The sequence below is a fragment of the Rhizobacter sp. P5_C2 genome (genome assembly GCF_054049715.1).
The window spans coordinates 1-13,891 of record NZ_JBFULV010000008.1 but is presented as its reverse complement, the minus strand read 5'-3'; the positions used below and the strand labels follow the sequence as shown (position 1 = coordinate 13,891).

Sequence of the window (13,891 nt, the reverse complement as noted above, 5' to 3'; positions counted from 1 at the left end):
CCACAGCTTCGGCCTCGGGTGCGCCGACGCCCAGCGTGGCGTCCAGGGCGACACCGTGATCGGGCGAATCGTTCAATCGGTTGACTTCGAGCGCGTGCTCGCGGCGCCCACCCGGGCCCGCAGCACGCATTTCGCCGTTCATTTCCTGGCCGCCCGGCCTGCCGTCAAAGTGGCTGCTGTCCGACATGCTGCCCACAAGTTGTCAACAGGTGAGGCACCGATTGAGGGCGCAGCTGTGGATGACTTGCCCGAAGGCGCCTGCTGGCTGGGCGCCGTGGTGCCGAAGCGGCATGCCAAGCGGTCGGTCACGCGCAACCTGCTGAAGCGTCAGATCCGGCGCGTCGTGCATGCGCAGGTCGGCCTGCCGAGCGGCTTGTGGGTGATCCGGCTGCGCAGCCCGTTCGACCGCAAGCTGTTTCCGAGCGCGGCATCCGACGCGTTGCGCACGGTGGCCGGCAATGAACTGCTGGCCGTGATGGCGAAAGCTGCCCGGACAGGAGCCTGACGATGTTTCGGTGGGTCGAGTCGTTGAAGTCCGCGCCGCAACGCCTGCTGATGTCGCTGGTGCGCGGCTACCGCTTCTTCCTGAGCCCCTGGCTCGGCAGCGCATGTCGCTTCGAGCCGACCTGCTCGGTGTATTCGCTGCAGGCGCTCGAGCGGCATGGCGCGCTCGGCGGCAGCTACCTGACGCTGCACCGGCTGGCGCGTTGCCACCCGTGGTGCAATGGCGGCCACGATCCGGTGCCCGACACGCTGGGTGGCCTGTTCACCCGGCTTGAGGCCCGGCGTTCAGCCCCCACTTCCGACGCGGCCTCCCGCATTCCTTCTTCCCCCATTCCCCGCGAAGAGACTCTCCCATGACCGATATGCGCCGCACCCTGCTGTGGGTGGTGTTCTCGATGTCGCTCGTCCTGATCTGGGACGCCTGGAGCCGGCACAACGGTCAACCGTCGTTGTTCGGACCGCAGCCGGTGACGGCACCGGTCGCCGCCGCGGGCCCGGGCAGCGCCCCGGCCGGCGTGCCGGCGGCCACCGGGTCGGCCACGACGGCGACGGCGGCGGCGGCCATTGCCACCGCACCGGCCGCCTCGGCGGTGGTGTCGGAGCGGGTCGACATCCAGACGGACCTGGTGAAGGCCACGCTCGACAGCAAGGGCGGCACGCTGGTGCGCGTCGAGCTGCTGACGCAGCACGAGCAGCTGCAGAAGGACCTGTGGCAGATGGTGCAGGAGCTGGTCGGCCTCGCGCCGCGCCATGACGAGCAGTTCCAGAAGAAGAACGTCGTCGTGCTCGACGAATCGGCGCACCGCCTGTATGTCGCGCAAAGCGGCCTGATTCCGGCCGCGGGCGGCAGCGGCCTGCCGAACCACCTGACGGTGATGAGCCTCGTCCCCGGCGAACGCACGCTGAAGGACGGCAGCAACGAGTTGGTGGTGCGCTTCGAGTCGCCGGTGGTCAACGGCGTCAAGCTGGTGAAGACCTACACCTTCAAGCGCGGCGACTACGTGATCGCGGTGCACAACGAGATCACCAACGCCTCGGGCGCCCCGGTCAATGCGCGGCTGTACCTGCAGCTGGTGCGCGACGGCAACGACGGCACCGGCGGTTCGAGCTTCTACTCGACCTTCACCGGCCCGGCGGTGTACGACGACAGCAGCAAGTTCAAGAAGGTCGACTTCAAGAGCATCGAGAAGCGCGGCCCGACCGAGGCGCCGGACCACGTCACGACCGCCGAAAACGGCTGGGTCGCGATGGTCCAGCACTACTTCACGTCCGCCTGGCTGATCGACAAGGCCGACACCAAGCAGCCGCGCGAGTACTTCACCGGCAAGGCCGACGTCACGAACGACGTGACCGGCGGCCCGGCGCACGTCTACCAGGTCGGCATGACCGTGCCGCTGGGCGACATCGCGCCGAACGCCACCAGGACCTTCGACGCGCAACTGTTCGTCGGCCCGCAGGAAGAGCACAAGCTCGCCGTGCTGGCGCCCGGCCTCGAGCTGGTGAAGGACTACGGCTACTTCAAGATCCTGGCCGAGCCGCTGTTCTGGGTGCTGACCCAGCTGCACAAGCTGATCGGCAACTGGGGCTGGTCGATCATCTCGCTGGTGGTGCTGCTGAAGATCGCGTTCTACTGGCTCAACGCCAGCGCCTACCGCTCGATGGCCAAGATGAAGGCCATCAACCCGAAGGTGATGGAGCTGCGTGAGCGCCTGAAGGACAAGCCGCAGCAGATGCAGCAGGAGATGATGCGCATCTACCGCGAGGAGAAGGTCAACCCGATCGGCGGCTGCCTGCCCATCATTGCGCAGATGCCGTTCTTCATCGCGCTGTACTGGGTGCTGCTGTCGACGGTGGAAATGCGCAACGCGCCGTGGATCGGCTGGATCACCGACCTGTCGGCCAAGGACCCGTATTTCATCCTGCCGCTGCTGATGACGCTGTCGAGCCTGCTGCAGACCTGGCTGAACCCGACGCCGCCGGATCCGGTGCAGGCCAAGATGATGTGGATCATGCCGCTGGTGTTCTCGGTGATGTTCTTCTTCTTCCCGGCCGGCCTGGTGCTGTACTGGTTGACGAACAACATCCTGTCGATCGCGCAGCAGTGGCTGATCAACAAGCAGCTGGGCGTGCTCGGCAAGTAGCGCGCCGACAGCGCCCCCGCGCTTGCGGCCCCCCAAGCGGGGGCTTGTCGCCAGACCCGGCCGGCGCGACCATGCACCCATGGAACGACGGCACCGTGCCGACGCTTCCACCAGTTCAATGCGGGGCAGACCCGCTGCCGTGATTCTCGGCAGCGGCTCGGGAGGATGATTCGGATCGCAGCATGCTGCACCGGCGCTTCCCCCCGCGCCATCTTCAACCCGGGTGACGCCTTGTGCGTCGCCCGGGTTTGTCGTTTTCGGGCCGTTGATTTCCGCCCCGAAGCGCCCTTCCTCGACAATCGCCGCCATGCTGCCGCGCCACCACGACCCCGTCATTGCGATCACCACCGCGCCCGGCCGCGGCGCCGTCGGCATCGTGCGTGCGTCGGGCCGCGACCTGAAGCCGCTGGTCGATGCGCTGTTTGCCCGCAGCCTGGCCCCGCGGCATGCCACCTACCTGCCCTTCACCGATGCGCAGGGCCAGGTGATCGATCGCGGGCTGGCGCTGTACTTTCCGGCGCCGCACTCCTACACCGGTGAAGACGTGCTCGAGCTGCAGGCGCACGGCGGACCGGTCGTGCTGCAGCTGTTGCTCGCGCGCTGCCTCGAAGCCGGGCGCGCGATGGGGCTACGCCTGGCCGAGCCGGGCGAGTTCACCGAGCGGGCCTACCTGAACGACAAGCTCGACCTCGCGCAGGCCGAGGCCGTCAGCGACCTGATCGATGCCAGCACCGAAGCCGCGGCCCGCTCGGCCAGCCGCTCGCTGAGCGGTGCGTTCTCCGACGAGGTGCATGCGCTGCGCGACCGGCTGATCTCGCTGCGCATGCTGGTCGAGGCGACGCTGGACTTCCCCGAGGAGGAGATCGACTTCCTGCAGAAGGCCGATGCGCTCGGCCGCCTGCGCGCGATCGACGCCGACGTGGCCGGCGTGCTAAGTCGAGCGCGCCAGGGCGCACTGCTGCGCGAAGGCATGCAGATCGTGCTGGCCGGGCAGCCGAACGTCGGCAAGAGCTCGCTGCTGAACGCGCTGGCCGGCGCCGAACTGGCGATCGTGACGCCGATCCCCGGCACCACGCGCGACAAGGTCAGCGAGACGATCCAGATCGACGGTGTGCCGGTGCACGTGATCGACACCGCCGGGCTGCGCGAGGCGGGCGACGAGGTCGAGCGCATCGGCATCGCGCGCAGCTGGGAAGCGATCGAGCGGGCCGACGCGGTGCTGTTCCTGCACGACCTGACGCGGCGCGGCGAGCCGGCGTACGACGCGGCCGAGGCGCAGATTGCCGCGCGGCTGCCGCCACCCCGGCGCGATGGCGAACGCATTGTGCACGTCTACAGCAAGAGCGATCTCGCGGCGATGGCGAGCCTGTCCGATGACGGCGGCCACCACCTCGCGCTGTCGGCCCGCACCGGCGATGGCCTGGACGCGCTGCGCCGCCTGCTGCTGCAACTGGCCGGCTGGCATGCGTCGCCCGACGGGCTGTTCATCGCGCGGGCCCGCCACGTCGATGCGCTGCGCCACACCGCGGAGCACCTGGCGCTGGCGCTCGAACTGGCCACCTCGCCGGACCCGGCGCTGGACCTGCTCGCCGAAGAACTGCGCCTCGCGCAAACGGCGTTGTCGCAAATCACCGGCGAGTTCACGTCAGATGACCTGCTCGGCGAGATCTTCAGCCGCTTCTGCATTGGCAAGTAGGAACCGTGGCGACGACCCACAACCGATTCGCGTTGTATTGTATGGAGTCTGACAATAGACTACATACATGAAGAGTTCGTCGGTAAAGCTGACCTTTACGCTCCACGAGGTCGTTGTGCTCACGGGCTTCTCCAAGCACATGCTCGACTACTTGGTTCGAGACGGCATATTTGCGCCCTCTGCCGTGACGGTCAGTCGCCGCGGTATCCGTCGGCAGTACAGTTACTCAGACGTCGTCCTGCTTCGTGCTTTGAACGTCATCTGTGCGGGTAAGGGGCGGATACGGCACCTGAAAACGGCTTTGGCCAACTTCAGGCGGGACTTTGGTCCGATCGCTCCAGGTCAGCGGATTGACAAGCAGTTGTTTGTGCTCGGCGATGAGTTGTGCCTCTATTCGCCAAGTGAGGGTGCTCGACAGTTGCGCAGTGGCCAGCTGACCTTCTCTTTTGTAGTGGATCTGTCCGTTGTCTCGCAGGAAGTGGCTGATTGCATAGAGATTGATCAGGACCGTTGTGGCTTCCGTCTTGCTGGTGACGTCGCGCATGAGGCGGAACAAGAGAGACAAAGAATTTGGGGCACGATTCAGCCGCGTCGCGCAAAGGTCTCTTGACCACCGATCTATACGCCCTCTCCTCTTGACCATTCGAGTAGGAGCTGACACAGGAGAACGCAATGATTACCTTGCAAAGAGAATTTGAAACATTTCAATCTGAACTCCCGAATCTGATCGCCAAAGGGGAGGGGCAATTTGTGGTGATCCGCGGGGAGCAGGTTTGCGACTTCTTTCCGTCCTACGGGCAAGCACTCGCGTGGGCGTATGAACGGTTTGGACTCGAGCCTTTCTTTGTCAAGCAGATCGCGAGGGAAGAAATGGCGGCACATTTCACCCGAGATTTGCGGCCGTGCGTAGGATAACGAAGGCGGTCTCCGGCGTCGGCGCATTGATAGACGGCCACGTGGGTGTGAGCACTCCAAGAGCGTTGGCACTTGCAGCGGCCGGACTTGCGGTTCCGCCACCCGTCCATCTGACCTATTTAATCGATACCGGCGCAAGCGCAACGCAGCTGGATGACAGCATCATTCGAACGTTGGGGCTGGATGCGAAAGGCGGAGCGTTGGTTCACACAGCGTCAACGGATGGCGTTGCTCGATCCTGCGACGTCTACGATGTTCGGCTCTACATCAACGGGCTACATGGACCGGACACTTGGCATATCGATCCACTGGAGGTGCTCGCCACGCCGTTGCTCAACCAACCCTTCCAAGCACTTCTTGGACGCGACGTTCTCATGCGCGCCCGCTTCACACTGGATGGCTGGGCGGGTCACTACATCCTCGACTACTAACAGGCGCGCGAGATTGTTGATTTGAGTTTCGTCCGATGAACGGGGCGCCTGCGGCGACCGACGGGCACAAGTTTTGCCACGCGCTGTTGTGATGCCCGTCACACGCGCTGATAATCGCGTCACTTTCACGCACTTGCCTCGCAAGTTCGCGTCACACCACACAGAGGACACGATGGAACTGCAGGACCTGGCCCAAGCGATTCAAACGTTGAATGCGGAAGACGCCTTTCGCGCCCGTTTGTCGGTGGAGCAGTGGCGCGTCATCGGTCCCTACCTCACCCGCCACGACATCCGCGCCGGCGACCTGCTGATCAAGCAGGGCGATTCCGACCGCAGCATGTACTTCCTCGGCCAGGGCTCGCTGCAGGTCTTCGTGACCGGCGGCCCTCCTGGCAGCAACCGCATCGCGATCCTGCGCGCCGGCTCGGTGGTCGGCGAACCGGCGCTGTTCCTCGATGGCCCGCGCATGGCCAACGTCGAGGCGATGACGCCGTGCATCGTCTGGGCGCTGCGCGGTCCGCGCCTCGAGGAGCTGGCCCAGCGCACGCCGGCGCTCGCGCTCGAACTGGTGCGGGCTGCCGGCTCGGTGATGGCGCTGAGGATGCGCGCCAACATCACGCGCCAGACACCGATCACCTGAGTTCGGCCGCGGGGCTCGGTGCCCCCGCGCTCAGTGCCCCCCGAAATCGACCAGCGTGAACAGCGGCAGCCCCGCCTCGCGCAGCCGCTGCGAGCCGTGCAGCTCCGGCAGGTCGACGATCGCCGCGCCTTCGATCACCACCGCGCCCAGCCGCTGCAGCAGCCGCATGCCGGCCATCATCGTGCCACCGGTGGCGATCAGGTCGTCGACCAGCACGATGCGGTCGCCCGGCTTCACCGCATCGGTGTGCATCTCGACCGTGGCCGAGCCGTACTCGAGCTCGTAGGTTTCCTGCACCGTCGTGAACGGCAGCTTGCCCTTCTTGCGGATCGGGATGAAGCCGACGTTGAGTTCGTAGGCCAGCACCGATCCGATGATGAAGCCGCGCGCGTCGAGCCCGGCGATCGCGGTCGGCCGCACGTCGAAGTAGCGGTGCACGAACTCGTCGATCAGGATGCGGAAGGTGCGCGGATCGGCCAGCAGCGGCGTGATGTCGCGGAACTGCACGCCCGCCTCCGGCCAGTCGGGCACGGTGCGGATGCTGCGCTTGATGGTGTCGCGCGCTGATTCCTGGGGGGTGTCTGCGGTCATGGGTTTCGCCGTCGGGAACGGGGCGCCATTGTGAACCCAAGGGTGACCCCAGCGGCCGGTGTTTCACCGTGCAGGACGGCTTGTCCCCCGCGCGACAGCCCGCGACGGGAAAGCCCGGGCGACGCGACGGTGCACGCCGACTAGTCTGGATCTGCCACACGGCGAACACGCTGTCGCGAGCCCACGAGACCACACACCAGGAGACCCACATGCATCAGCGACACCTGCTGAGGATGACGGCATTCGCCGCCGCCTCGACCCTGCTGTTCTCTGCCTGCGGAGGCGGAGACGACGGCCCTGGCCCGGCGCCTGCGCCGGTCCCCGAGGAAACGCGTGCGCAGGACGGCCGCACCGCCTTCGCCGCCGATCCTGCGGCGCTCGCGTTCGACGCGCTCGCCGGCGTGGCGGTCGACACCGACCGCTGGACCGGCGTGCAAGGCGGCGCCGGCTTCCGCATCGAGGTGCCGAAGACGGGCTGGAACGGCAAGCTCGTGATGTATGCGCACGGCTACACCGGCGCCGGCAATGGGCTGGTCGTGACGAGCCCGTCGATCCGCCGCTACCTGCTGGAGCAGGGCTTCGCGTGGGCCGCATCGAGCTACAGCAAGAACTACTACGACGTGCGCGCCGGCGTCGAAGACACCAACGCGCTCGCACGGGCCTTCGTGCAGATCGCCGCGGCGAACGGACGCACGCTCACCGCGCCGACCCGCACCTACCTGATCGGCGTTTCGATGGGTGGTCACATCACCGCCGCGGCGATCGAGGACGAGGCCGCTGCCACCGCCGTGCACAAGCAGAAGTACGACGGCGCGGTGCCGATGTGCGGCGTGGTCGGCGACACCGAACTGTTCGACTACTTCGCCGGCTACCAGCTCGCGGCGCAGCAACTGGCCGGCGTGCCGGCGGCGTCCTTCCCCACCACCGACTGGGCCACCCTCGTCGCCGACGTGCGGACCACGCTGTTCGCGAGCCAGACCGCGTTCACCGCGCCGACCGCGCAGGGCGCGAAGCTGAAGGAGGTGGTGATGAACCTGACCGGCGGCCCGCGGCCGATCTTCGACCAGGGCTTCGCGAACAACGGGCTGCAGAACGTCGTCTGGGGCACCTTCGGCGGCGACGGCACGATCAACGGCATCCTGAACAAGAGCGTGATCGACACGCAGCGCTTCAGCTACAAGTTCACGGCCAGCGATGCCGTGCTGGCCTCGTTCAACGCGTCGATCGCGAAGGCGGTTGCCGCGCCCGACGCCAACCGCCTGCGCAGCGACGGGCTGCGCTGGATCCCGAAGGTGAACGGCGAGTTCAAGATCCCGGTCGTCAGCCTGCACACGCTCGGCGACCTGTACGTGCCGTTCCGCATGGAGCAGGTCTACCGCGCGCGAGTAGAGGCCAAGGGCAACGGCGGCTGGCTGGTGCAGCGGGCGGTGCGCGCGCCCAGCCACTGCGATTTCACGGTGGCCGAGCAGGTCGGCGCGTTCGCCGCGATGGTGGCGTGGGCCGAGACCGGCGTGAAGCCGGCCGGCGACGACGTGGTCACCGCGGCGACGGTGGCCGATCCGGCGTACGGCTGCACCTACACCGTCAACACCGGTGGCACCGACGACAACCCGACCACGATCGCGACGCGCGCGTTGATGCCGGCCTGCCCTGCGCCCTGAACCCGGTCAGCGCCCGAGCAGTTTGCTCTCGGCCAGCGCAAGCGGCTCGGGCAGCCCCGACAGCACCAGCGTGTCGCCGCCGGCCATCACCAGCGCCTCGTGCGGCTTCGTCACCGCGCCCGACGCGCGGCGCACCGACACCACCGTGGCGCCGACCGCGTGCAGCGCCAGCGCCGACAGCGGCTGGCCGACCCAGGTCGCCGCCGTCGGCAGCGTCACGCTGAGCAGCCGGGCCTGCTGCAGCTCGTCGACGGTGTCGTCGTCGGCACCGTGGAAGTAGCCGCGCAACAGCCCGTAGCGCGCATCGCGCTGGTCCTGCACGACGCGGATCACGCGCCGCATCGGCACGCCCACCAGCGCCAGCGCATGGCTCGCGAGCATCAGCGAGCCCTCGATCGCCTCCGGCACCACCTCGGTCGCGCCGGCCGCCTGCAGGCGTTCGATGTCGCTGTCGTCCAGCGTGCGCACGATCACCGGCACCGTCGGCGCATGCGCCTGCACCAGGCGCAGGATCTTCATCGCCGACGGCGTGTCGTGGTAGCTGACCACCACCGCGCTGGCGCGCGCCAGCCCGGCCGCCATCAGGCTCTGCAGCCGTGCGGCGTCGCCGAACACCACGCTCTGCCCGGCGGCCGCGGCCTGCCGCACGCGGTCGGGGTCGAGGTCGAGCGCCATGTACGGGATGTGCTCGCCGTCGAGGATGCGCGCCAGGCTCTGGCCGCTGCGGCCGTAGCCGGCGATGATCACGTGCGCCTCGGTGTTGATCGCGCGTTTGGCGATGCTCGTCATCGCGACCGACTGCATCAGCCAGTCGCTCGAACTCAGCCGCATCACGATGCGGTTGCTGTACATGATGATGAAGGGCGTGGCCAGCATGCTCAGCACCATGCTCGCGAGCACCGGGCTCTGCAGCGAGGCCGGGATCAGGTGCTCCTGCGTCGCCAGCGTCAGCAGCACGAAGCCGAACTCGCCGGCCTGCGCGAGGTACAGGCCGGTGCGCAGCGCGATGCCCGGCGCCGCGCCCGACAGCCGCGCCAGCAGCGTCACCAGCGCAAACTTGAACAGCACCGGCAGCACCGTCATCGCCAGCACCAGCGGCCACTGCCGCAGCACGATCTCGACATCGAGCTTCATGCCGATCGTGATGAAGAAGAGCCCGAGCAGCACGTCGTGGAACGGGCGGATGTCGGTCTCGACCTGGTGCTTGTACTCGGTCTCGGCAATCAGCATGCCGGCCACGAAGGCGCCGAGCGCCAGCGACAGCCCGGCATGCTCGGTCAGCCAGGCCAGGCCCAGCGTGACCAGCAGCAGGTTCAGGATGAACAGCTCCTCGCTCTTGCGCCGCGCCACCAGCGTGAGCCACCAGCGCATCACGCGCTGGCCGCCGACCAGCAGCACGGTGAGCAGCGCCACCGCCTTCAGCCCGGCCCAGGCGAGTGCCGGCGCCAGCGCGTCGGGCGACGCGCCCAGCGCCGGGATCAGCACCAGGAACGGCACCACGGCCAGATCCTGGAACAGCAGCACGCCCATCACGCGGCGGCCATGCTCGCTCTCCAGCTCGAGCCGCTCGGCCATCAGCTTGACGACGATCGCGGTGCTGCTCATCGCGAGCGCCCCGCCGAGCGCGAACGCGCTCTGCCATGACAGCCCCCAGCTGCGGCCGACCTGGGCCAGTCCCCAGCCGAGCAACGCATTGCCGGCCAGCGCGGCCAGCACCGTCATCGCGACCTGGCTGAGTCCGAGGCCGAACACCAGCCGGCGCATGCTGTTCAACTTCGGCAGGTTGAACTCGAGCCCGATCACGAACATCAGGAACACCACGCCGAACTCGGCCAGGTAGGTCATGCCGGCCGAATCCTTGGCCAGACCCAGGGCATTCGGGCCGATCAGCACGCCGACCGTCAAATAGCCGAGCATCGGCGGCAGTTTCAACGAACGGCATGCCACCACCCCGGCGACCGCGGCAACGAGATACAGCAGGACGAGTTCGAGAGTGGATGCCATTGAATCGCCAACGCAACGTGCGTGCCTACAATCGCCGGATCCTATCGGACCGAAGCCGCTCTCCGTGCCCCTGACCGCCTCTCCCGCCGTTTCTTTTGATGCCGAACGCGTGCTGAAGCTGGCGCGCGAGACCTTCGACATCGAGGCCCGCGCGCTGCTGGCGCTGCAGGCGCGCCAAGGCGACAGCTTCGTCGAGGCGGTGCGGGCGATGCTGCACTGCAAGGGCCGCGTGGTGGTGATGGGCATGGGCAAGAGCGGGCACGTCGGCCGCAAGGTCGCGGCCACGCTGGCGTCCACCGGCACGCCGGCGCTGTTCGTGCACCCGGCCGAGGCGAGCCACGGCGACCTCGGCATGGTCACCCCCGGCGACGTGGTGCTCGCGATCTCGAACTCCGGCGAAAGCGACGAACTCGCCGCGATCCTGCCGGCGCTGAAGCGCCTGGGCGTCACGCTGGTCGCGATGACCGGTCGGCCCGACTCCAGCCTGGCGAACCATGCCGACATCACCATCAGCAGCGCCGTCGACCAGGAGGCCTGCCCGCTGAACCTCGCGCCCACCACCAGCACCATCGCGCAGATGGCGGTCGGCGACGCGCTGGCGGTCGCGCTGCTCGATGCGCGGGGGTTCCGCGAAGAGGATTTCGCCCGCTCGCACCCCGGCGGCAGCCTGGGCCGAAAGCTGCTGACCCATGTGCGCGACGTGATGCGCAGCGGCGACGAGGTGCCGCAGGTGCCGCCGGCCACGCCCTTCGTCGACACCATGCGCGAGATGACGCGCAAGGGCCTGGGCGCCACCGCGGTGCTCGGCGAGCGCGGCGAGATCCTCGGCATCTTCACCGACGGCGACCTGCGCCGGCTCGTCGAGCAAGGCCTCGACCTGCGCGCACTGACCGCGGCCGACGTGATGCACCGCAGCCCGCGGCGCGTGCGCAGCGATGCGCTCGCGGTCGACGCGGCCGACCTGATGGAGCTGCACCGCATCACCGTGCTGCTGGTGGTCGATGCGGACGACCGGCTGGTCGGCGTCATCAACACCAACGACCTCATGCGCGCGAAAGTGATCTGATGGCCCTGGACGACATCACCCCGGTGCTGGGCTTCGCGCCCGAACTGCTGCTGCGCGCGCAGGACATCCGCGCCGCGATCTTCGACGTCGACGGCGTGCTGACCGACGGCCGCATCTACATCAGCGAGCGCGGCGAGGAGTTCAAGGCCTTCAACACGCTGGACGGCCACGGGCTGAAGCTGCTGGCGCAGGGCGGCATCGCGCCGATCGTCATCACCGGCCGCGATTCCCCGGCGGTGCGCCGCCGCGTCGCCGACCTCGGCATCGCGCATGCGGTGTACGGCGTGCACGACAAGCTGGCCGCCGCGCAGCTGCTGCTGACCACGCTCGGCATCGGCTGGGACGCGGTGGCCGCCATCGGCGACGACTGGCCCGACCTGCCGCTGCTCGCGCGCGCCGCACTGGCCTGTGCGCCGGCCAACGGCCACGTCGAGGTGCGCGCGATCGCGCACCACGTGACCACGGCCGCCGGCGGGCATGGGGCCGGGCGCGAGTTCTGCGACCTGCTGCTGTCGGCCACCGGCCGCTATGCCGCGCTGCTGCGCGGACACCTCGTCACGCTCGATGGCGGAAGCTGACACGGCGACCCCGGCCAGCAGCCGGCCCGGCACGCTGGCGCCGGCCGCGGCACGCCCGGGTGGCCGGCGCACGCCGCAGCCGCTGCGCTGGCGGCTGGTCGAGCTGCTGTCGGCTTACCTGCCGCTGCTGCTGATGGGCGTGCTCGCGATGGGCACCTGGTGGCTGGTCAAGAACACGCCGCTGTCCGACGACCCGCGCATCGCCGCGCCGCTGCGCCACGTGCCCGACTACGAGATGCGCCACTTCGCGCTGCAGCGCTTCACGCCGCAGGGCCAGCTGCGCGCGCAGATCGAAGGCGACGTGCTGCGCCACTATCCCGACACCGATACCGTCGAGATCGACAACGTGCGGCTGCGCGCCGTCGGCCCCGATGGCCGGGTGCTGCACGCCACCGCGCGCCAGGCCATCGCCAATGGCGACGCCACCGAGGTGCAGCTGGTCGGCCAGGCCGAGATCATCCGCGACGGCGTCGACGGCGGCCCGCCGATCGATTTCCGCAGCGAGTTCCTGCATGCCTTCATCGACACCGAGCGCATCCGTTCGCACCTGCCGGTCACCGTGACCCAGGGCGGCACCGAGCTGCGGGCCGACAGCATGGAATACAGCCACCTCGACCGGGTGATCAAGTTCGGCGGACGCATGCGGGCCGTCTTCAGCCCGCGGGAAGCGAAATGAGCGGCCTCGTCTACATCACCGGCGCGTCCAGTGGCATCGGCCAGGCGCTCGCGCTGCGCTTCCACCAGGCCGGCTACCGGCTGGCGCTGGTCGCGCGCCGCACCGACGAGGTCCACAAGTGGGCCGATGCGCAGCGCCTCGACGCGTCGCGTTTCGCGATCTACGCCGCCGACGTGCGCGACATCGACGCGATCACCGCGGCCGGCCGGGCCTGCATCGCGGCGCAGGGCCTGCCCGACGTGGTGATCGCGAACGCCGGCATCAGCATCGGCATCGACACCGCGGTGTTCGACGACCTGGCGGTGATGCGTGCCACCTACGAGACCAACAACCTCGGGATGGCGGCCACCTTCCAGCCGTTCATCACGGCGATGCGGGCGCGGCGCAGCGGTGCGCTGGTCGGCATCGCGAGCGTGGCCGGCATCCGCGGGCTGCCGGGCCATGGCGCCTACTGCTCCAGCAAGGCGGCGGTGATCGCCTACTGCGAGAGCCTGCGCGGCGAGTTGCGGCCCGACGGCGTGAAGGTCGTCACGCTCGGCCCGGGCTACATCGACACGCCGCTGACGCGCGAGAACCGCTACGGCATGCCGTTCCTGATGCAGCCCGAGGTGTTCGCCGACCGGGCCTTCCGCGCGATCGAGGCCGGCGTGACCTACCGCGTGATCCCGTGGCAGATGGGGGTCGTCGCGACGCTGCTGCGCGCGCTGCCGAACTGGCTCTACGACCTGGCGCTGGCCGGGCGGCCGCGCAAGAAACGCCAGGGCGAGTGACGGCGGCATGAATCGTCGCGGCGGGTTCACCCCGTTTGGCGGCGCCGCGCGTATCAGTCTTCACCTGAACTTTGTGTGAGACGCCCGATGCGCCGTTTTGTGCCCGTGTTGACCCTGTCCCTCGTCGTGAGCACCCTGGCCGCCTGCGGTCGCGGGGCGCCGATGGAGCCCGAGAGCGCCKCGCTGGCGGTCCGTGCCGCGGCGCCCGCGGCCGCGTT

Annotated in this window: 15 protein-coding genes; 13 read left to right on the top strand and 2 right to left on the bottom strand. The window is 68.5% G+C overall.

The window, feature by feature from the left end; all coding sequences use genetic code 11:
* Positions 1–55: 55 nt before the first annotated feature.
* The 8 genes from ACXJLU_RS04355 (at position 56) to ACXJLU_RS04320 (ending at position 6,327) form a co-directional block, all read left to right on the top strand.
* Complete coding sequence (locus ACXJLU_RS04355) at positions 56–505, top strand: ribonuclease P protein component (protein ID WP_457329251.1); 450 nt, start codon at positions 56–58, stop codon at positions 503–505.
* A gap of 2 nt (positions 506–507) precedes the next feature.
* Positions 508–861 carry a membrane protein insertion efficiency factor YidD gene (gene yidD, locus ACXJLU_RS04350; protein WP_457329250.1) on the top strand — a complete coding sequence of 118 codons (354 nt, stop codon included), beginning with the start codon at positions 508–510 and terminating at the stop codon, positions 859–861.
* Positions 858–2,645, top strand: coding sequence for a membrane protein insertase YidC (gene yidC / locus ACXJLU_RS04345; RefSeq protein WP_457329249.1), 1,788 nt, complete (start codon positions 858–860; stop codon positions 2,643–2,645). Before yidD ends, yidC begins: the two co-directional genes overlap by 4 nt.
* Positions 2,646–2,952: 307 nt before the next feature.
* Positions 2,953–4,341 (top strand): tRNA uridine-5-carboxymethylaminomethyl(34) synthesis GTPase MnmE, encoded by a 1,389-nt coding sequence (gene mnmE, locus ACXJLU_RS04340; RefSeq protein WP_457329248.1) that lies wholly within the window; start codon positions 2,953–2,955, stop codon positions 4,339–4,341.
* Positions 4,342–4,408: 67 nt separating this feature from the next.
* Positions 4,409–4,951: a MerR family transcriptional regulator gene (locus tag ACXJLU_RS04335; RefSeq protein ID WP_457329247.1), complete on the top strand. Its 543-nt coding sequence runs from the start codon at positions 4,409–4,411 to the stop codon at positions 4,949–4,951.
* Between the two features lie 62 nt (positions 4,952–5,013).
* A complete protein-coding gene (locus ACXJLU_RS04330; protein ID WP_457329246.1) occupies positions 5,014–5,256 on the top strand; it encodes a hypothetical protein in 243 nt (80 codons plus the stop codon).
* A gap of 65 nt (positions 5,257–5,321) precedes the next feature.
* Complete coding sequence (locus tag ACXJLU_RS04325; protein ID WP_457329245.1) at positions 5,322–5,687, top strand: aspartyl protease family protein; 366 nt, start codon at positions 5,322–5,324, stop codon at positions 5,685–5,687.
* Positions 5,688–5,859: 172 nt separating this feature from the next.
* Positions 5,860–6,327 (top strand): cyclic nucleotide-binding domain-containing protein, encoded by a 468-nt coding sequence (locus ACXJLU_RS04320; protein WP_073467276.1) that lies wholly within the window; start codon positions 5,860–5,862, stop codon positions 6,325–6,327.
* A gap of 30 nt (positions 6,328–6,357) precedes the next feature.
* Here the strand turns inward: ACXJLU_RS04320 and ACXJLU_RS04315 are convergent, their stop codons facing one another.
* Positions 6,358–6,918: an adenine phosphoribosyltransferase gene (locus tag ACXJLU_RS04315; RefSeq protein WP_457329244.1), complete on the bottom strand. Its 561-nt coding sequence runs from the start codon at positions 6,916–6,918 to the stop codon at positions 6,358–6,360.
* Positions 6,919–7,127: 209 nt separating this feature from the next.
* On the opposite strand from ACXJLU_RS04315, the gene ACXJLU_RS04310 reads away from it, so the two are divergent.
* Positions 7,128–8,579 (top strand): alpha/beta hydrolase family protein, encoded by a 1,452-nt coding sequence (locus tag ACXJLU_RS04310; RefSeq protein WP_457329243.1) that lies wholly within the window; start codon positions 7,128–7,130, stop codon positions 8,577–8,579.
* 6 nt (positions 8,580–8,585) lie between these two features.
* Here the strand turns inward: ACXJLU_RS04310 and ACXJLU_RS04305 are convergent, their stop codons facing one another.
* Entirely contained in the window at positions 8,586–10,583 is a 1,998-nt protein-coding gene (locus tag ACXJLU_RS04305; RefSeq protein ID WP_457329242.1) for a cation:proton antiporter domain-containing protein, read from the bottom strand.
* 70 nt (positions 10,584–10,653) lie between these two features.
* On the opposite strand from ACXJLU_RS04305, the gene ACXJLU_RS04300 reads away from it, so the two are divergent.
* From ACXJLU_RS04300 to ACXJLU_RS04285, 4 genes are read left to right on the top strand one after another with little or no spacing between them, the layout of a single operon-like run.
* Entirely contained in the window at positions 10,654–11,649 is a 996-nt protein-coding gene (locus ACXJLU_RS04300; RefSeq protein WP_457329323.1) for a KpsF/GutQ family sugar-phosphate isomerase, read from the top strand.
* The gene (locus tag ACXJLU_RS04295) at positions 11,649–12,227 is read left to right on the top strand and encodes a KdsC family phosphatase (RefSeq protein WP_457329241.1); all 579 of its coding nucleotides are present in this window, start codon (positions 11,649–11,651) and stop codon (positions 12,225–12,227) included. The genes ACXJLU_RS04300 and ACXJLU_RS04295 overlap by 1 nt, the downstream gene beginning before the upstream one ends.
* Positions 12,214–12,903 carry an LPS export ABC transporter periplasmic protein LptC gene (gene lptC, locus ACXJLU_RS04290; RefSeq protein WP_457329240.1) on the top strand — a complete coding sequence of 230 codons (690 nt, stop codon included), beginning with the start codon at positions 12,214–12,216 and terminating at the stop codon, positions 12,901–12,903. The genes ACXJLU_RS04295 and lptC overlap by 14 nt, the downstream gene beginning before the upstream one ends.
* A complete protein-coding gene (locus ACXJLU_RS04285) occupies positions 12,900–13,673 on the top strand; it encodes an SDR family oxidoreductase (RefSeq protein WP_457329238.1) in 774 nt (257 codons plus the stop codon). Before lptC ends, ACXJLU_RS04285 begins: the two co-directional genes overlap by 4 nt.
* Positions 13,674–13,891 lie beyond the last annotated feature (218 nt).